17 protein-coding genes are annotated in these 17034 nt (G+C 72.6%); 7 read left to right on the top strand and 10 right to left on the bottom strand.

The window, feature by feature from the left end; translation table 11 throughout:
• Nucleotides 1-36 precede the first annotated feature (36 nt).
• From ABT324_RS18810 to ABT324_RS18800, 3 genes are read right to left on the bottom strand one after another with little or no spacing between them, the layout of a single operon-like run.
• Nucleotides 37-1398: a VWA domain-containing protein gene (locus ABT324_RS18810; protein ID WP_351178730.1), complete on the bottom strand. Its 1362-nt coding sequence runs from the start codon at nucleotides 1396-1398 to the stop codon at nucleotides 37-39.
• Nucleotides 1395-2804, bottom strand: a complete 1410-nt coding sequence (locus tag ABT324_RS18805) for a hypothetical protein (protein WP_351178727.1) — start codon at nucleotides 2802-2804, stop codon at nucleotides 1395-1397. Before ABT324_RS18805 ends, ABT324_RS18810 begins: the two co-directional genes overlap by 4 nt.
• On the bottom strand, nucleotides 2774-3280 hold the full coding sequence (locus tag ABT324_RS18800) for a hypothetical protein (RefSeq protein WP_351178724.1): 507 nt from the start codon (nucleotides 3278-3280) through the stop codon (nucleotides 2774-2776). The genes ABT324_RS18805 and ABT324_RS18800 overlap by 31 nt, the downstream gene beginning before the upstream one ends.
• A 484-nt stretch (nucleotides 3281-3764) precedes the next feature.
• On the opposite strand from ABT324_RS18800, the gene ABT324_RS18795 reads away from it, so the two are divergent.
• From ABT324_RS18795 to ABT324_RS18785, 3 genes are all read left to right on the top strand, one after another.
• Complete coding sequence (locus ABT324_RS18795) at nucleotides 3765-4037, top strand: nucleotide disphospho-sugar-binding domain-containing protein (RefSeq protein ID WP_502949763.1); 273 nt, start codon at nucleotides 3765-3767, stop codon at nucleotides 4035-4037.
• A 45-nt stretch (nucleotides 4038-4082) separates the two neighbouring features.
• On the top strand, nucleotides 4083-4928 hold the full coding sequence (locus tag ABT324_RS18790; protein ID WP_351178721.1) for a metallophosphoesterase family protein: 846 nt from the start codon (nucleotides 4083-4085) through the stop codon (nucleotides 4926-4928).
• Nucleotides 4929-5248: 320 nt separating this feature from the next.
• Complete coding sequence (locus ABT324_RS18785) at nucleotides 5249-6763, top strand: MFS transporter (RefSeq protein WP_351178718.1); 1515 nt, start codon at nucleotides 5249-5251, stop codon at nucleotides 6761-6763.
• Nucleotides 6764-6806: 43 nt separating this feature from the next.
• Here the strand turns inward: ABT324_RS18785 and ABT324_RS18780 are convergent, their stop codons facing one another.
• Genes ABT324_RS18780 through ABT324_RS18750 form a run of 7 tightly spaced genes read right to left on the bottom strand, consistent with a single transcriptional unit; the run spans nucleotide 6807 to nucleotide 13315 of the window.
• Nucleotides 6807-7478 (bottom strand): 4-carboxy-4-hydroxy-2-oxoadipate aldolase/oxaloacetate decarboxylase, encoded by a 672-nt coding sequence (locus tag ABT324_RS18780; RefSeq protein ID WP_350942403.1) that lies wholly within the window; start codon nucleotides 7476-7478, stop codon nucleotides 6807-6809.
• A 22-nt stretch (nucleotides 7479-7500) separates the two neighbouring features.
• A complete protein-coding gene (locus ABT324_RS18775; RefSeq protein ID WP_351178715.1) occupies nucleotides 7501-8709 on the bottom strand; it encodes an aspartate transaminase in 1209 nt (402 codons plus the stop codon).
• 14 nt (nucleotides 8710-8723) lie between these two features.
• The gene (locus ABT324_RS18770) at nucleotides 8724-9467 is read right to left on the bottom strand and encodes an SDR family oxidoreductase (RefSeq protein ID WP_150068711.1); all 744 of its coding nucleotides are present in this window, start codon (nucleotides 9465-9467) and stop codon (nucleotides 8724-8726) included.
• A 46-nt stretch (nucleotides 9468-9513) separates the two neighbouring features.
• Nucleotides 9514-10824 (bottom strand): MFS transporter, encoded by a 1311-nt coding sequence (locus ABT324_RS18765; protein ID WP_150068712.1) that lies wholly within the window; start codon nucleotides 10822-10824, stop codon nucleotides 9514-9516.
• Entirely contained in the window at nucleotides 10821-11825 is a 1005-nt protein-coding gene (locus ABT324_RS18760) for a 5-oxoprolinase subunit C family protein (protein WP_351178712.1), read from the bottom strand. The genes ABT324_RS18765 and ABT324_RS18760 overlap by 4 nt, the downstream gene beginning before the upstream one ends.
• Nucleotides 11818-12528 carry a 5-oxoprolinase subunit B family protein gene (locus tag ABT324_RS18755; protein WP_150068714.1) on the bottom strand — a complete coding sequence of 237 codons (711 nt, stop codon included), beginning with the start codon at nucleotides 12526-12528 and terminating at the stop codon, nucleotides 11818-11820. Before ABT324_RS18755 ends, ABT324_RS18760 begins: the two co-directional genes overlap by 8 nt.
• Before the next feature lies 1 nt (nucleotide 12529).
• The gene (locus ABT324_RS18750) at nucleotides 12530-13315 is read right to left on the bottom strand and encodes a LamB/YcsF family protein (RefSeq protein ID WP_150068715.1); all 786 of its coding nucleotides are present in this window, start codon (nucleotides 13313-13315) and stop codon (nucleotides 12530-12532) included.
• Nucleotides 13316-13625: 310 nt separating this feature from the next.
• Between ABT324_RS18750 and nac the strand changes: the two genes are divergently transcribed.
• The 4 genes from nac to ABT324_RS18730 all read left to right on the top strand — a co-directional run.
• Nucleotides 13626-14531 carry a nitrogen assimilation transcriptional regulator NAC gene (gene nac / locus ABT324_RS18745; RefSeq protein ID WP_350942414.1) on the top strand — a complete coding sequence of 302 codons (906 nt, stop codon included), beginning with the start codon at nucleotides 13626-13628 and terminating at the stop codon, nucleotides 14529-14531.
• Nucleotides 14532-14668: 137 nt separating this feature from the next.
• Nucleotides 14669-15667: a 2-hydroxyacid dehydrogenase gene (locus ABT324_RS18740; protein ID WP_351178708.1), complete on the top strand. Its 999-nt coding sequence runs from the start codon at nucleotides 14669-14671 to the stop codon at nucleotides 15665-15667.
• Nucleotides 15664-16434: an SDR family oxidoreductase gene (locus ABT324_RS18735; RefSeq protein WP_150068717.1), complete on the top strand. Its 771-nt coding sequence runs from the start codon at nucleotides 15664-15666 to the stop codon at nucleotides 16432-16434. The genes ABT324_RS18740 and ABT324_RS18735 overlap by 4 nt, the downstream gene beginning before the upstream one ends.
• A gap of 16 nt (nucleotides 16435-16450) precedes the next feature.
• Nucleotides 16451-17034: alcohol dehydrogenase catalytic domain-containing protein (locus ABT324_RS18730; protein ID WP_351178705.1), on the top strand; the 584-nt coding region annotated here is incomplete at its 3' end.

The raw sequence follows: 17034 nt of genomic DNA, 5'->3' as shown, positions 1-17034 counted from the left end.
TCGGTGGTGCTGGTGGTCTGGTGGTGTGGCTGGCTTTCACGCCAGGAACGTCTTGAGCTCCGCGACGAGCTTGCGGATGTGGCCGGAGATCACCGGTGTGCCCAGGTCCTTGAAGCGTTGGCGGAACCACGGGTTGACGCTGCCGCGACCGGAGCTGGTGACCGAGCCGACCGGGATGAACTTGGTGCCGGAGCGGTGCAGGGCGGCCATGCTGGCGAACAGCGCTTCGGCCGACCACTCGTAGAAGTCGGAGATCCACACCACCGCGGTGCTTCGCGGTTCGGTGATCTTGGGCCGGGCCAGCGCCATCGCGACCTCGCCGTTGGTGCCACCGCCGAGCTGGGTGCGCAGCAGCGTTTCGAACGGGTCGTGCACCCACGGCGTGAGGTCCAGTGCCCGCGTGTCGTAGGCGATCAGGTGCACGTCCACCTTCGGCAGCCCGGCGAAGATCGACGCGAGGATGGTGCAGTTCACCATCGAGTCGACCATCGAGCCGGACTGGTCGACCACCACGACCAGCCGCTGCGGCGTCGTCCTGCGGGCGGTGCGCCGGTAGAAGAGGCGGTCGACGAGCAGCCGCTCCTCCTCCGGGTCCCAGTTGGTGAGGTTCTTCCAGATGGTGCGGTCGAGGTCGAGGTTGCGGAACACCCGCTTCGGCGGCACCGACCGGTCCAGCTCCCCCACCTGCGCCTGCGCCACCTGGGTGCGCAGCACCTCGGCGACCTCGTCGACGAACCGGCGGATGAGGTCCTTGGCGTTGGCCAGCGCCACCCCGGACAGGTTGTCCTTGTCCCGCAGCAGCTGCTCGACCAGCGACATGCTCGGGGTCAGCTGGGCGGCGAGGTCGGGGTCGGCCAGCACCTCGCGCAGCTGCATCCGGTCCACCAGGTCCGCTTCGATGGCACCGAGTTCGGGGCCGATCTCCGGAACCAGCCGCCCGAGGTCGGGCGTCGTGCCGCCGCCGGACGGGCTCGCGCCTCGGCCGCCGCGCAGGCCGCCCGGCGGGCACCCCAGCGCCCGCTCCAACCAGCCCGCGTCGGACTGCCAGCGGGAGAGCTGCTCGGCGGTGACCGCACCGGAGCCGGAGTCGAAGACGTTGAGCAGCACCTTCGACACCAGCGCCGCGCGCCGCACCTCGGCGGCCCGGTCCCGCGGCTCGTCCGATGTGGACTCCGGGATCATCAGGCCGTCGAACTCGGCAGCCAGCTCGGGGTGGCGTTGCGCGATCGAGTCGACCGAGGTCCGCGGGTCCAGCAGGGCGGGCGGCAGGCCGACGTCCTCGACGACGGCCAGGCTCGCCGACTCCAGGCCCGCCTGCTCCTCGCGGTCGAAGAGCCGGGCCAGCAGCCGCCAGTACAGCACCTGGCGGCGGTTGTCGTGGGAGGTCTCGCCGCTCATCCCCGCAACAACCTCCCCGCGCGCTCGCTGAGCGCGGTCGTGGCATCGGTGGCGGCTTTCTCCGCCTTGGCACCGGCTTTGTCGGTGGTGCCCCCGGCCCACGCCCCGGCGTGCACCGCGACCGCCTTCTTGCGCTTGGTGGTCTCCACCGCCAGCGGCTGCAGGTGGAAGCTCCCGGCGTCCCACCGCAGCAGGCCGATGCAGGCGTGGGACGCCGCGACCGCTTCGGCGGTGAGCGGGCTCGCGGCGGGGATGCGGTCGGCGTCGACGGCCAGGTCGTGCCCGGTGGCGGTGAAGGTCAGCCCGTCGTCGTCGGACCGCGCGGTGTAGCCCTCCAGGAACACCGGCACGGCGATGCGCGCCGGGTGCCGGTCCAGGGGCGCGGTTGCCGGTGCGGTCGCCGACGGCAGCACCACCCGGGCGGTGGTGAAGGCCTCTGCTGGTTCGCCCGGGCGGGCGTGCTCGTCGCTCCAGACCAGGTCACCCTCGGCGGTGATCGGCATGCCGGTGAGCTCCATCGACAGGCCTTCGCCTGCGGCGGACAGCAGCGACAGGTGCGGGCGGAGCAGCTGCCACAGACCGGCTCCGACCACGGTGTCCGGCTTGGGCACCGACGCGCTGGCCCGCACCAGGCGGGGTTCGCCGCGGCCAGCGGGTTCGAGCACCGCGTGGACCTGGGCCTGCACCGCGGTCGCGTGCTCCTGCACGTCGACGCCCAGCGGCAGCAGGCGACCGGTCGCCGTGCCGGTCACCGGCGTGGCCGCGGCCCCGGGCACCGCCAGCAGCATCCCCCGCGTCCACAGGTCCGCCCAGCGGCGCACCGGGACGCGCTCCAGCGCGGAGCCGGGGCAGGACGCGGCGAGTTCGGCCGCGAAGCCGTCGAGCAGCACCGCCAGGCGGCGCAGCGCCGGGTCCGGCAGCATCGCCGAGACCACCTGCGACGCCCCGGAAACCAGGTCGTGGTCGATGCCCCGCCACCCCGACCGCGCCAGGTCGCAGAGCCAGGAGCGGGCTGCCGCCAGCAGGTTCACCGCGTACGCACCGCCTGGGGTGTCGGTGTTCTCGCCGATGGCGGGTTGCCCGGTGGCCTCTGCGATGCGGTTCACCAGCGCGTCGTGGACGGCACCGAGCACCGCGGTGCGGGCGGCGGCGAGGGCGGTGAAGTGGTCTTCGCCGGCGGCTCCGGCCACCGCTTTGTCGGCCGCTTCCGCGACCGCTCCGGCCAGCGGGGTCGCAGCCACGGCCCCGGCCAGCTCGGCCAGGTCAGCGGCGTCGGGGCGGAGCAGCCCGCTGGTCAGGGCGCGGTCGAAGGCCTCGACGGCCGCCAGCGCCTCGGCCAGGCCCGCGACGGGTTCGGCGAGCAGGTCCGCGCGCATCACACCACCGCCCTGGTCGGCGGGAACCACTGCATCTCCGGCAGCGGCTCGGTGGTCGGCGGCAGCTCCAGGTAGGCCAGGTGGCGCAGGAACCGGCTGAACACCGGCGCGGCCGTGTGCGCGTCGCCCTGCGGCGGGTTGGTCGCGGTCATGGCGTCGGCGATGGCTTGCGCGGTCAGCTCTTCGGCGGAGACCTCGACCTCCAGGTAGCGGGCGACCCGCTCCCCGCCGTACTGCAGCACCGCCTCGGTGAGCAGGGCGCCGATGTGCTTGCAGGAGGATCCCCGCGCGCCCCCGCAGGGCCGGTTGTTGTTGGTGCTGCACGTGAACGCGTAGCTGCCGGCGGACACCGACGAGACGTAGACCCGCGCGATGTCCGAGCCGCTGGACACCACGCCCTGCAGGCGGCCGTCGGCCAGCTCCACGAACGGGACCTTGGCCAGCTTGCGGGGCCGGGCGGGCAGAACCACCCGCGCCGTGCTCGACCGCTCCTGATCTCGCAACACACGATCTCCTGTGAACCGGGGGACGTCCAGCCTCGGCGACCGGACGTGCGGACCGTACCGGCGACCCCTGACAACCTTGATCACCCCGCCGAGCACAGTGGACACCCCGCCCCGGCCGCTGCTCCGCGCGGTGGGTGTTGGCCCGGATCCAGGCCGCTGCCCGACCACGGGCAGCTACGCTGCGGCAGCCCATGCGCACGAGTAGGTGCGGGACCAGGCGCGACAGCGGTGAGCTGCCGTCGTTCGACGGTGTGCGCGGGCCGCGCGACCGCGCCGACCTGCCGATGGTGTGCCTGGTCCGGCCGCAGGAGCACGAGAACCTGCTGCGGGCGATCGAGCAGGCGGTGGTCGCCGCGGCCCGCGCACACGGCCGCCGCGCGATCGTCTCCCGCGGTTGGGCCGAGCTGTCGCTGCCCGACGACGGGGCGGACTGCACCTCGATCGGCGAGACCAACCACCGGGCGCTGTTCCAGCGGTCGCGGCGGTGGTGCACCACGGAGGTGCCGGGACCACCACCACCGCCGCCCGGGCCGGTGCGCCCCAGGTCGTGCTCCCGCAGGTCCACGACCAGTACTACTGGGCCGAGCGGGTCAGCCAGCTCGGGATCGGCGCCGCGCAGGGCGAGCTGACCACCGCGCTCAGCCGCGCGCTGGAACCCGGTGTCGCCGAACGCGCCGCCTCGACCGCAGCCGCGGTGCGCACCGACGGGCCCCTGGTCGCCGCCCGGCAGCTCGCCGACCTGGCGGCCACATCCTGAAACCCGCTCACCGCAGCCGGGCAAGATCGGCTACGGTCCGGACACATGCGTCCTTCATCCGGTGAGCTCCTGGCCATCAGCGACCTGCACGTGGCGATGAGCGAGAACGCCGACATCGTCCGGAAGCTGCGTCCCCACTCCGACCAGGACTGGCTGCTGGTGGCCGGGGACGTCGCCGAACGCGCCGACGAGATCGAGTGGGCGCTGGGCCTGCTCGCCGAGCGCTTCGCGAAGGTCGTGTGGGTGCCGGGCAACCACGACCTGTGGACCACGGCCAAGGACCCGCTGCAGCTGCGCGGTGAAGCGCGCTACCGCGAGCTGGTGCGGCGCTGCCGCGACCTCGGTGTCGTCACCCCGGAGGACGAGTTCCCGGTCTGGACCGGGCGCGGCGGGCCGGTCACCGTCGTCCCGCTGTTCGTGCTCTACGACTACACGTTCTTCCCGAAGGGCGCGACGAGCAAGGAGGAAGCGCTCGACATCGCCCGCCAGGCGGGCGTGGTGTGCACCGACGAGTACCTGCTGCACCCCGACCCGCACCCGACCCGCGACGCGTGGTGCCGGGCCCGGCTGGAGTACAGCGAGCGGCGGCTGGCCGAGTGCGACCCGGAGCTGCCGACAGTGCTGGTCAACCACTACCCGCTGGTGCGCGAGCCCACGGACGTCCTGTGGTACCCAGAGTTCGCGCAGTGGTGCGGGACCGTGCGCACGGCGGACTGGCACGTGCGCCACCGCGCGGCGGCGGTGGTCTACGGGCACCTGCACATCCCCCGCACGACCGTGCACGACGGGGTCCGCTTCGAGGAGGTCTCGGTCGGTTACCCCCGGGAGTGGAAGCGCCGCGGCCTGCCCGACGACGTGCTGCGCCCGGTCTTCCCGGAGGGCACCGCGTGACCCGGCCGGTCCGGTGGTGCGCGGAAAACCCGTTGCGCCCCTGAGCTCGGTCGTGCCACCTTGGCGTCGGCAGCTGTCACTCGTGAGGAGAGGACGACCTTGGCGTTCGTGGTCAACGGCATGGCTCTGACCTGTGCTTCCGCACCTGGCGCGGAGCGCCTGCTGAGCTGACGCCGCGAGGCGTCGCCCGCACCGGCCGAACGGGCCGGTGATCCCACGCGTCCGCTGCCGATGTCGAAGCACCGCGCGGTGGTTCCGCTGGAACCACCTGGCCTGGTCCGCGTGGCGCCGCTGCGCGCCACCGCTTCGACGGAGTACGCATGTCGTCTGCTTCCACGAACACCTCAACCACGCCCGCACCCCGGGCAGGCCTGCGCGAATGGCTCGGGCTGGCCGTGCTGAGCCTGCCCACCCTGCTGGTCGCGCTGGACATGAGCGTGCTGTACCTGGCGCTCCCCCACCTGGCCGCGGATCTGGACGCCACTAGCGTCGAACTGCTGTGGGTGACCGACAGCTACAGCTTCGCGATCGCCGGTTTCCTGCTCACCGCGGGAAACCTGGGCGACCGGATCGGTCACCGCCGCTTGCTGCTGATCGGCGCCGCGGGCTTCGGCGCCACCTCGGTGCTGGCCGCCTTCTCCGCGCACGCCGGAGCGCTCATCGCCGCGCGGGCTCTCCAAGGGGCGGTCGCCTCGACCCTGATGCCCACCACGTTGGCCCTGATCAGCAAGATGTTCCGCGATCCCCGGCAGCGCACGATCGCCGTCGCCGGGTGGTCGAGCACCTTCATGGCGGGCATCGCCGTCGGCCCGGTCGTCGGCGGCGTGCTGCTGGAGGTGTTCTGGTGGGGCTCGGTGTTCCTGCCCGCGGTGCCGGTGATGGCGCTGCTGCTGGTGACCGGCCCGGTGCTGCTTCCCGAGCAGCACGCCGCCGCGGCCGGTCGGCTGGACCTGATCAGCGTCGGGCTGTCGCTGGCCACCGTCCTGCCGCCGGTCTACGCCCTCAAGGAGCTGACCAGGGGCGGCGACGTCGTGACCTCGGTGCTCGCCCTGCTGGCCGGGCTGCTCGCCGGGGCGGTGTTCGCGCGGCGGCAGCTGAGGTCGGCGGACCCGCTGTTCGACCTCCGGCTGTTCGGCGACCGGTCCTTCCGCACCGCGCTGCTCGTCCTGCTGCTCGCGGCGGCGACCACGAGCGGCATCACGATGTTCGTCAGCCAGCACCTGCAGATGGCGGTCGGGCTCTCGCCGCTGAACGCCGCGCTGTGGTTGCTGCCCGCGGCCGCAGCACTGGTCGCGAGTTCGATGCTGGCGCCCGCGGCTGCCCGGTGGGTCGGGCCTGGTTGCGTCGTCGGCGCGGGGTTGCTGGTGTCGGCGGCCGGGTTCGCGGTCCTGGCGCAGGTCGGTGGCGCAGCCCTGGTGGTGCTGGGCCTGACCATCGCCTACTTCGGCAGCGGGCCCGCCGACGTGCTCGGCACCGACCTGGCGATCTCGTCGGCCCCACCGGAGAAAGCCGGGTCGGCGGCCTCGATGTCGGAGACCACGACCGAACTCGGTGTCGCCGTCGGAACGGCGGGACTGGGCAGCCTCGGCGCGCTCACCTATCGCAGCGAGATGTCCGACGGCGTTCCGCCCGAGCTGGCCGAACGCGCTGGCGACACCATGGCGGGCGCGCTCACGACGGCCGAACACCTGCCGAGCGGCCTCGCAGCTGAGCTGCTCGCCCTCGCGCGCGAGGCGCACACCACCGGGCTGAACGCGGTCTCGACCGCAGCGGCCATCACCACGACCGTCCTGGCCGTTCTCGCCGTCGTGTTCCTGCGCCGCCGGGCGAACTAGCAGCGGGGGCGTCGCCGGGACCGTTTCCGGCGACGCCCCCGTGTCAGTCCTCGACGACCAGGCCCTTCGCCTCCAGCTTGGCCGCGAGGCCGCTGACCTCGATGACGCTCTTGCCCGCCCGGTAGTCGGCGATGTAGGCGGCCTCCGCCGCCTCCCGCTCACCGGACTTGCGGATCGCCTCGGCCAGGTCCTCGCGGCGGACCACCACGACGCCGTCCGCGTCACCGCGGACCACATCGCCGGGCCGGACGATCTCGCCGCCGATCAGCACCGGTTCGTTGAGCGGGCCGAGGGTCTCCTTGACCGTGCCCTTGATCGACACGCTGCGGGAGAACACCGGCAGGCCCAGCTTGCGCAGCTCCTGCGTGTCGCGGACCCCGGTGTCGGTGACCAGCCCGGCGATCCCCTTGGCCTGGCAGGCGTTGGCCAGCACGTCGCCGAACTGCCCGGCCTCGGTGTAGTCCCCCGCCGACACGACGAGCACGTCGCCGGGCCGGGCGTGGGCGATGGCGACCTGGAGCATCAGGTTGTCCCGCGGCGCGCAGGACACCGTGAACGCCGGTCCGCACAACGACATGTCCCGGTCGACCGGCTTGATCCGCGAGCTCAGCGCGCCGAGCCTGCCCTGCGCTTCGTGGATCGTCGCCGACGAGTACCGGCTCAGCTGCTCGACCAGCTCGGGGTCCGGGCGGTCGATCTTGGTGGTGACGCGCATGCTGCGCTCCTCCTTCTCGCGGTCAGGACAGTTCGGCGCAGGCCCGGGCGACGCGCGCGGCGGCTTCCCGCAGGACCGCGTTCGAGGTGGCGAACGAGATCCGGAAGTGGCCCGGTGAGCCGTAGGCCGCGCCGTGGATCACCGCGACCTGCTGGGACTCCAGCAGGTACCGGCAGAACTCCTCGTCGGTGCTGATCTCCGCGCCCTGCGGGGTGCGCCTGCCGAGCAGCCCGGTGCAGTTGACGAACAGGTAGAAGCCGCCCTGCGGGGTGGTGCAGGAGATCCCGGGGACGCCGTCGAGCGCCCGCAGGAGCTCGTCGCGGCGGCCCCGGTAGGTCTCGACCATCTCGGCGATGAAGTCCTGCTTGCCGGTGAGCGCGGCGACCGCGGCCGCCTGGCTCACCGAGGACGGGCACGACGAGATCTGCGACTGCAGCTTGTTGATCGCCCCGATCAGGTCCGCAGGACCGGCGCCGTAGCCGATGCGCCAACCGGTCATCGCATAGGTCTTGGAGACGCCGTTGGTGATCAGCACACGCTCCTGCAGCCGCGGCTCCACGCCGACGAGGGTCGGCGCCTGCCCCGTCCCGTACCAGATCTCGTCGTAGATCTCGTCGGTCAGCACCCGGACGTGCGGGTGGGCCAGCAGGACGTCGGCCAGCGACCGGAGCTCTGCCTCGGTGTAGGCGGCGCCGGTGGGGTTGCTCGGCGCGTTGAGGATCAGCCACCGCGTCCGCGCCGTGATCGCGGATTCCAGCTGCTGCGCGGTGAGCTTGAACCCGCTGTCCTCCCCGCACTCCACCACGACCGGGGTGCCGTCGTTGGCCAGCACCATGTCCGGGTAGGACACCCAGTACGGCGCGGGCACTATCACCTCGTCCCCGGTGTCCACAGTGGCCATCAGGGCGAGGAAGATGACCTGCTTCGCCCCGCCGCCGACCGCGATCCGGGCGTGCGAGTAGTGCGCGCCGTGGCGCTGGGCGAGCTTCGCCGCGATCGCCTCGCGCAGCTCGGGGGTGCCGTTGACCGGCGTGTACTTGGTCTCGCCGCGCTCGATCGCCTCGATCGCGGCGAGCTTGATGTGCTCGGGGGTGTCGAAGTCCGGTTCGCCGACGGTCAGGTCCAGGATCTCGTGGCCGTCGGCCTTGAGCTCGCGCACCCGCTGGGCGGCTGCGGTGCTCGGCGAGGGTTGGATCCGGTCGACCCGCCGGGCGGTCGGTGTCGCGCTCATCCCTGCTCCCGGGTTCAGTCGGCGCGGCGCTCGAAGTTGAGCCCGCCGGGCACCTGGAAGGTCGGCAGGATCTCCACGTGCCCGATGTTGACGTGCCGCGGCGTGCCGATCGCGTACTCGATGGCGTCGGCGATGTCCTCCGGCTTGAGCGACTCGTAGCCGTCGTAGAAGCGGCGCTGCGCCTCCTCCATGTCGCCCAGCAGCCGCCCGAAGATCTCGGTCTCCACCCGGCCCGGGCAGATCTCGGTGACGCGGACCCGGCGGCCGTAGGCGTCGACGCGCAGCTGCCGGGACAGCGTGTGCACGGCGGACTTCGTCGCGTGGTACATGGTGTTGCCGCCGAAGTTGTAGATCGCGGCGATCGAGGAGATGTTCACGATGTGCCCGCGGTCGCGCTCGACCATGCCCGGCATGATCAGCCGCACCAGGTGCAGCACCGCCTGGATGTTCACCGCGATCTGCTCGTCGATGCCGAACTCGTCGGCGTCGAGGATGTTGCCGGACCGGGAGACCCCGGCGTTGTTCACCAGCACGTCGATCTCCAGCCCGTCCAGCGTCCGGGTCAGCGCGGCGGTGTCGGTGATGTCGACCGCGTGCGGCGTGCACCCGGTGCGCTCGGCCAGTTCGGCGAGCCGCTCGGCGTTGCGCGCCACCGCGTGGACCTGCAGGCCCTGCTTGGCCAGCCGCTCGACGACGACCGCGCCGATCCCGGTCGACGCGCCGGTGACCAGCGCAGTCCTGTAGTCGGAGAAGGGCATCTTCGTTCGCTCCTAGAGAGTTCGTGGTGCTTTGCCGGTGTTCCGGCTACGCGTCCTGCAGCGGCAGGTGGGCCCGGTCGGTCACCCGGGAGACCGCGGCGAGCGTGCACAGGGCGGTGACCACCGCGTAGAACGCGGGCATGTAGGTGTTGCCGGTCTGTCCGATGAGGAAGGTCATCAGCAGCGGGGCGGTGCCGCCGAAGACGGCCGAGGAGATGTTGTAGCCCAGGCCGTAGGCGGAGTAGCGGACGCGGGTGGGGAACAGCTCCACCAGCAGGATGTGGATGACGCCGGTGTGCCCGGCGAACACCACGGCCATGATGCTGGCGCCGAGCGCGGCCAGCCCCACGTTGCCGGTGCTGATCAGCGCGTAGCACGGGATCCCGGCGATCGCCATGGCCACCGCGGCGCCCGCGATCACCCGCTTGCGCCCGATGCGGTCCGACAGCGCGCCCATGAACGGGATCGCGACGGAGATCGCCACCAGGCTGGCCGCGGTGACCAGCAGCCCGTCGACGGTGCTGAACTTCAGCTCGGTGGACATGAAGGTGGGCATGTAGGCGAACAGCACGTAGTAGCCGGAACCGTTCATCAGCGGGATGAGCAGCGCCAACCACATCGCCCGGCGGTGCTCGGCGGAGGCGAAGGCCTCCTTGAGCGGGTTCTTCGACAGCCCGCCCTCCTCCTTGAGGCGGGTGAAGTTGGGCGTGTCGGTGATCTTGCGGCGGATGTAGATGCCGGTGATGCCCAGCGGGATGGCCAGCAGGAACGGGATGCGCCAGCCGAAGGACTCCATCCGCTCCGGGCCGAGGCCGCTGGTCATGGCCGCGGCGATCAGCGTGCCGGTCAGCAGCGAGAGGAAGGAGGCGATCTGCGCGTAGCTGGTGTAGAGGCCGCGCTTGCCCTCCGGGGCGTGCTCGGCGAGGAAGGTCATCGCGCCCGCGGCCTCACCGCCGACCGAGAAGCCCTGCAGGATCCGCATCAGGATCAGCAGGCACGGTGCCGCGACGCCGATCGCCGCGTAGGTCGGCAGCATGCCGATGGCCGCGGTGGCGACGCTGATCAGCATGATGACGAACACCAGCATCCGCTGCCTGCCGATGCGGTCGCCGAGGTGGCCGCAGATGATGCCGCCCAGCGGCCGGAAGAAGAACGAGATCGCGTACCCCACGAACACCAGCAGCACCGCGTTCTGCGAGTCCGGGAAGAACACCAGGGCCAGCGTCCCGGCCATGAAGCCGAAGATGCCGTTGTCGTAGAGCTCGGCGAAGATCCCGACGCACCCGGCGAGGGTGATGCGCCGTGCGGTGCGGGCGTCGACCTGGTTGGGCACGGCCTTGGCGGCCACGGTTCTCATAGTGCCTCCGTTGCTGGGGCGGGCGTGGTGGTGGGGATGCGGAGCGCGTCGAACACCGTCGACACGCGTTTTCGGAGTGCGCGCAAGGTGTTGCGCTGAGCCCGGTAGGCGGCCACCGCTTCCTCGACGCTGCGCTTGCGGAACCGGACGCGCTGTCCGGGCCGCACCTGGCCGAGCGCCGAGAGCCCGGTGGCGGTGACCACGGCCAGCACCGGGTACCCGGCGGTGACCCCGCGGCCGCGGTGCAGCACCAGCAGCTCCTCGCCCGCCGGCACTTCGACCGCGCCGACCGGGACGCCGCGCGAGAGCACCTCGCCGCGGGCCTCCCGCTGCGGCACGTCGCCGCGCATGCGCAGGCCGATGTGGTTGCTCTGCGGGCTCACGGTGTACTCGGCGTCGAACAGCTTGGCCGCCGAGGTGCCGAACTCGGCGATGTCCGGGCCGTCGGTGACGTCGATCGTCCACTCCTCCGGGAAGGGCGGGACCGGCACGCCGAGCCGGAACACCGGGTGGCGCAGGACCGGGTGGTCGATCGGTGCGATGCCGCGGCCGATCGCCAGTTCGTCCTCGTCGCGCAGCGACCGGCCGAACCCGAGGATAGTGTCCGGTGCGCAGCTGCCGAGCAGCGACGGTGCTTCGACCGAGCCGTGCAGCGCGAGGTAGACCCGCGCGCCCCGGCGGATGCCCGCGATGCGGACGGTCTCGCCAGCGCGGACCGCGGTGGGCTCCCACTGCGGGCGCGGGACACCGCCGACGGTGAGGTCGGCGGGCGCGCCGGTGACGGCGAGCAGGACGTCGGTGCTCGGCGTGCAGCTGAAGTCCAGCATCGCGACCTCCACCAGCGGGTCGCCCTCCCCGTTGCCGACCAGCACGTTGGCCGCGCGCGCCGAGAACTGGTCGAGCGCGCCGTTGACCGGCAGCCCGAACCGCGAACGCCCGAACCGGCCGAGGTCCTGCACCGCGGAGATGCCCGCCCGGTGGATCACGAGGTGGTCAGCCATCGGCGGCCCCCAGCGGTGCACCGGCGTGCTCGCCCCACTGCTCGGGGCGGATCGGCACGAAGCGGAAGCGGTCGCCCGGCCGGTACGGGGCCAGGCGCTCGGAGTGCAGGTCGAGCACCCGCAGCGGGGTGCGGCCGAGCAGCGGCCACCCGCCCGGAGAGCGCATCGGGCAGATCACCGCCTGCTTCCCGGCGACCGCGACGGAGCCGGGCGGCACGCTCGTCCGGGGCGAGGACAGCCGGGCGACCGGTGCGGGGAACGCCGGGCCGTCCATCATCGGTGCGCCGACGGGCGCGCCGAGGCAGCGCACCGTCAGCTCGGCGCCGCTGTGCAGGTCGATCACGTCCTGCTCGGTCAGCCCGAGCTGGTCGGCGACCGCGGGCAGGTCGGGGCCGTGCTCGCCGCCGTAGACGACGGGGACTTCGAACAGCTTCGACGGCCGCTCCTCCGGGGTTTCGCCGAGCCGGTCGAGCGCGGCCTCCAGCGACCGGCGCACGCTGCGGTGGTCGGTGTCGGCGCAGTCGAACTCCACCAGCAGCGAGTCGTAGGTGGGCACGAGCCCGTGCACCCCCGCCAGGTCGGCCTCCTCTAGCGCGTCGGCCAGCGCGTGCACGGCCCGCCAGCGGTGGTCCGCGTCGTCGTGCACCGCTTTGACGACCACGGCCGAGTCGCCGCAGTCGAGGATCGCCACGTGCTGCCGCATGTCAGGAACCCCTCTTGCGGTCGAGCACCTCGGGCAGCGGCGCGATGGTCACCCCGGCTGCGAGCAGCTGCTCGCGCACGGTGCGCGCCACGGCGACCGCACCGGGGCTGTCCCCGTGCAGCAGCACGGTGTCGCACTCCACCGGGATCGCCTCGCCACCGACGCTGTCGATGACGCCTTCGGTCACCATGCGGACCGTGCGCTCGGCGATCTCGGCCGCATCGTGCAGCACCGCGCCGGGCTGCGCCCGGGGCACCAGTGTTCCGTCGTCGGCGTAGGCGCGGTCGGCGATCCCGACGATGCCCACCGGCAAGCCGCGGGCCCGGGCCGCCTCCGCCAGCTCTCCGTCCTGCGCCAGCACGATCAGCCCCGGGTCCACGGCGGCGACCGCGTCGGCCACCGCCGCGGCGTAATCGGCCCGCGTGGCGACGAGGTTGCCCAGCCTGCCGTGCGGGGCCACGTGGTTGACCCGGGTGCCGTGCGCGGCGGCGAAGGCCTGCAGGGCACCGATCTGGTAGAGGACATCGGTGCGAACCTCGTCGGCGGTCAGCTCCATCGCGCGCCGACCGAACCCGACCAGGTCGGGGAAGCTGGGGTGCGCGCCCGGGGAGATGCCGCGCCGCGCGCAGGACCGGACCGTGGCGTCCATGGTGCGCGGGTCCCCGGCGTGGAAGCCGCAGGCGATGTTCGCCGAGGTCAAGACGTCCAGCAGCGCCTCGTCGTCGCCCGCGGTGTAGGCGCCGAACCCCTCGCCGAGGTCGGCGACGAGATCGACCAGGTGCGTCATTTCGTCCTCCCGGGGCGTCCACCGAATTCTTCGTCAGCGGCCGTCGGCGAATTTCGGCGAATCGATCGGCAATTCCGCAATTCGCCGCGGTGATTTCGAAATCACCGCTTCGCCGCGCTGCGTTTCAGCGAACCTAATCCGGTCCCGCCGCGGCGGACAAATACGCGTTGCGCGTGACGTGATCGCGATTCCTTATGACCGCTGCGCCCGGTAGTCGCGCCGATCCCCCGCGTCACCGGTATCTCCACAGCTCAGCGACTTCGCGCGCCGGACGTATGATGTGTCGCTCCCGGGCTGGAAAGGGCGGCAGATGGACACCAGGCGCCTCTATTCGTTCGTCAAGATCGTCGACGCCGGGAGCATCACCCGAGCCGCCGACATCCTGCGCATCGCCCAACCGGCGCTCAGCCAGCAGGTCTCGGCGCTGGAAACCCAGTTCAAGCAGCAGTTGCTGATCCGCAGCAAGCGCGGCGTGGCGCCGACCGAAGCGGGGCGCGCGCTCTACCGCCACGCGCAGCTCATCCTGCGCCAGGTCGACCAGGCCCACGCCGCGGTCTCGGTGTCCGGGCACGCCCCGGCGGGCAGCGTGTCGGTCGGCATCGCCCCCTACAGCGCGGGCGCGGCGCTGGCGCTGCCGCTGCTGCGCGCCGTGCGCGAGCGCTACCCGAACATCCTGCTGCACATCAACGAGAACTTCGGCGGCGTCATCAGCGAGGCGATCATGACCGGGCGGATGGACATGGCGTTCATCTACGACGCGGGCCGCCCGATCCGCGGGGTGCGGTTCGAGCCGATGCGCACCGAGGACCTGTTCCTCATCGCCGCCCCGTCGATCGCCCCGGACACCGCCGGGGAGGAGGTCGCGGTCGCCGAGCTGCGCGAGGTGGAGCTGCTGCTGCCCAGCGGGATCCACACCATCCGCCAGGTCGTCGACACCGCCTTCCAGCAGGCCGGGCTGGAGCCGAAGGTGGTGGGCGAGATCGAGTCGGCGCCGACGCTGGTCAGCGCGGTGCGCGCGGGTGTCGGGGCGACCGTGCTGCCGTGGTCGGCGGCCAGCGCGATCATCGACGTGCAGAACCTGGTGGCGCGGCGGATCGTCGAACCCGAGATCGAGGTCAAGCTCTCGCTGTGCACCTCCGACCACCAGCCGCTGTCCGAACCGGCCCTGGCGGTGCAGGACCTGTTCCACGAGCTGATCGCGGAATTCGCGGCCTGACCGGCAAGCATTCCCGCCGCCGATAGCGTCACGCGAATCCGGTATTTGTCGCTCCCCCGCCGCGCTGCCTAGCGTTCTGGCCGGGCGGTGCCGCGAGCTGGTCGCGGACCGCGACCGGTCTCGACGAGGAGCGAATGATGAGGCATCGCGTGCTCAGCACCCGCGGGGAACTCCCCGGCGACGGCTTGGCCCGCTTGGGGTCCGAAGTGGAACTCGTCCGCTGGACCGGCGCGGGCAGACCGCAACCGGCCGAGCTGGCCGAGCTCGCCACCGGGGTCAGCGCGATCCTGGCCCTGGGCAACGATTCCGTCGACGCCGAGCTGCTGGCCGCGGCCGGGCCGTCGCTGCGCGTGGTGGGCCTGGCGAGCATGGGGTTCGACGCGGTCGACCGGCGGGCCGCCGCGGAGCGCGGCGTGGTGGTCACCCACACCCCCGGGGTGCTGGCCGAGACCACCGCCGACCTGGCGTTCTCCCTGGTGCTGATGGCGCGGCGCCGCCTCGGCGCGGCCCTCGACCGGCTGCACGCCGGGCAGTGGGACGTCTTCCGGATGCACGACGACCTCGGGTTGGACGTGTTCGGCGCGACGCTGGGCCTGGTCGGCTACGGCCAGATCGGCCGCGCGGTGGCCCGGCGGGCGGCCGGGTTCGGGATGCGCGTGCTGCACCACGACCCGCTGGCGCCGGAGGACGACAACCTGTCCTGGGCGGTCGACTTCGGCACGCTGCTCGCCGAGTCCGACATCGTCTCGCTGCACGTGCCGCTCACCGAGTCCACCCGCGGTCTCATCGGCGCCGACGAGCTGCGCGCGATGAAGCCGACCGCGACGGTGGTCAACACGTCGCGCGGCGGCGTCGTCGACGAGGCGGCGCTGCTGGCCGCGCTGCGCGACGGGGTGATCCACTCCGCCGGGCTGGACGTGTTCGAGCGCGAGCCGCGCGGTGCCGACGTCGCCGACCTCGTCGAGCAGTCCCGCTTGGTGGCGCTGCCGCACGTCGGTTCGGCCACCGAGGCGACCCGCGCGGCGATGGTCGACCTGGCCGTGGACAACATCCTCGCGGTGCTGTCCGGTCGCCCCGCCCGCACCCCGCTGCCCGGCACCGCAGCGGTTCCGGGCGCCGCGGAGGTCGCGCGATGAGCCACCCGGTCTTCGACGTCAGCGGACGCGTCGCCGTCGTCACCGGCTCCAGCAGGGGCATCGGCCACGCCCTGGCCCAAGGCCTGCTCGAAGCCGGGTGCACGGTCGTGCTCAACGGGCGCGACGAGTCCAGGTTGGCCGAAGCGCGCGACGAACTGGCCGGGCGAACCGGCGGGACCGTGCACGGGCTCGCCTTCGACGTGACCGATCCGGCTGCCGTCGCCGAGGGCATCGCCCGCGCCGAGGAGCTGGCGGGCCCGATCGACGTCCTGGTCAACAACACCGGGGTGCAGCACCGCGCGCCGGTCACCGAGTTCGCCGACGCCGACTGGTACCGGCTGCTCGACACCAACCTCACCAGCGCCTTCCTCGTCGGGCGGGAGGTCGCCCGGCGGATGGTGCCCCGCGGCAGCGGCAAGATCGTCAACATCTGCTCGGTGCAGAGCGAGCTGGTGCGCCCCGGCATCGCCCCGTACTCGGCCACCAAGGGCGGTCTCAAGCAGCTGACCAAGGGCATGTGCGCCGACCTCGGCCCGTCCGGCATCCAGGTCAACGGGTTGGCGCCCGGCTACTTCGAGACCGAGCTGACCGCCGCACTGGTCGCCGACGAGGAGTTCAGCCGCTGGGTGCGCGGTCGCACCCCGGCGGGCCGGTGGGGGCGGGTGCCGGACCTGGTCGGCGCCCTGCTCTTCCTGGCCTCCCCGGCCTCCGACTTCGTCAACGGCCAGCTGCTGCACGTCGACGGCGGCATGACCTCCGTTCTCTGATCCCGTGGGAGGGGCGATGTCCACACGCGCGTGCGTCGTGCACGGAGCAGGCGATCTCCGCATCGAGGAGCGCGAACCGGCGGCGCCGGGTCCCGGCGACGTCGAGATCTCGGTGGCGCTGGGCGGGATCTGCGGATCGGACCTGCACTACTACCACCGCGGTTCGGTCGGCGACTTCCACGTCCGCGAACCGATGGTGCTGGGCCACGAGGTGGTCGGCCGGGTGGCCGCCACCGGATCCGATGTGGACGGTCTGGAGATCGGCACGCCGGTCGCCGTCCACCCGGCGACGCCGTGCGGCGCCTGCCCGGAGTGCACCCGCGACCACCGCAACGTGTGCGCGCACAGCCGCTACCTCGGCAGCGCGGCCCGCACCCCGCACGTGCAGGGCGGGTTCGCGCAGCGCATCGTCGTGCCCGCGGCGCAGGTCCGCCCGCTGCCCGCCGGGCTGGACCTGCGCCGGGCCGTCCTCGCCGAGCCGCTGTCGGTCGCCCTGCACGCCGTGCGCCGCGCGGGCGAGGTGACCGGTCGACGAGTCCTGGTCACCGGCGCGGGGCCGATCGGGTGCCTGACGGCGGCGGCGCTGAAGAGCGCCGGGGC

Source organism: Saccharopolyspora sp. NPDC000359, assembly GCF_040300525.1.
In the GTDB taxonomy this organism is placed as follows: domain Bacteria; phylum Actinomycetota; class Actinomycetes; order Mycobacteriales; family Pseudonocardiaceae; genus Saccharopolyspora.
This window is presented reverse-complemented; position numbering and strand designations above follow the sequence as displayed.

What these genes read in the sequence shown, in the direction of transcription:
- ABT324_RS18810 (WP_351178730.1), bottom strand. Translation starts at nt 1,398, where the DNA reads ATGAGCGGCGAGACCTCCCACGACAACCGCCGCCAGGTGCTGTACTGG.
- ABT324_RS18790 (WP_351178721.1), top strand. Translation starts at nt 4,083, where the DNA reads ATGCGTCCTTCATCCGGTGAGCTCCTGGCCATCAGCGACCTGCACGTG.
- ABT324_RS18785 (WP_351178718.1), top strand. Translation starts at nt 5,249, where the DNA reads ATGTCGTCTGCTTCCACGAACACCTCAACCACGCCCGCACCCCGGGCA.
- ABT324_RS18780 (WP_350942403.1), bottom strand. Translation starts at nt 7,478, where the DNA reads ATGCGCGTCACCACCAAGATCGACCGCCCGGACCCCGAGCTGGTCGAG.
- ABT324_RS18775 (WP_351178715.1), bottom strand. Translation starts at nt 8,709, where the DNA reads ATGAGCGCGACACCGACCGCCCGGCGGGTCGACCGGATCCAACCCTCG.
- ABT324_RS18770 (WP_150068711.1), bottom strand. Translation starts at nt 9,467, where the DNA reads ATGCCCTTCTCCGACTACAGGACTGCGCTGGTCACCGGCGCGTCGACC.
- ABT324_RS18765 (WP_150068712.1), bottom strand. Translation starts at nt 10,824, where the DNA reads ATGAGAACCGTGGCCGCCAAGGCCGTGCCCAACCAGGTCGACGCCCGC.
- ABT324_RS18760 (WP_351178712.1), bottom strand. Translation starts at nt 11,825, where the DNA reads ATGGCTGACCACCTCGTGATCCACCGGGCGGGCATCTCCGCGGTGCAG.
- ABT324_RS18755 (WP_150068714.1), bottom strand. Translation starts at nt 12,528, where the DNA reads ATGCGGCAGCACGTGGCGATCCTCGACTGCGGCGACTCGGCCGTGGTC.
- ABT324_RS18750 (WP_150068715.1), bottom strand. Translation starts at nt 13,315, where the DNA reads ATGACGCACCTGGTCGATCTCGTCGCCGACCTCGGCGAGGGGTTCGGC.
- nac (WP_350942414.1), top strand. Translation starts at nt 13,626, where the DNA reads ATGGACACCAGGCGCCTCTATTCGTTCGTCAAGATCGTCGACGCCGGG.
- ABT324_RS18740 (WP_351178708.1), top strand. Translation starts at nt 14,669, where the DNA reads ATGAGGCATCGCGTGCTCAGCACCCGCGGGGAACTCCCCGGCGACGGC.
- ABT324_RS18735 (WP_150068717.1), top strand. Translation starts at nt 15,664, where the DNA reads ATGAGCCACCCGGTCTTCGACGTCAGCGGACGCGTCGCCGTCGTCACC.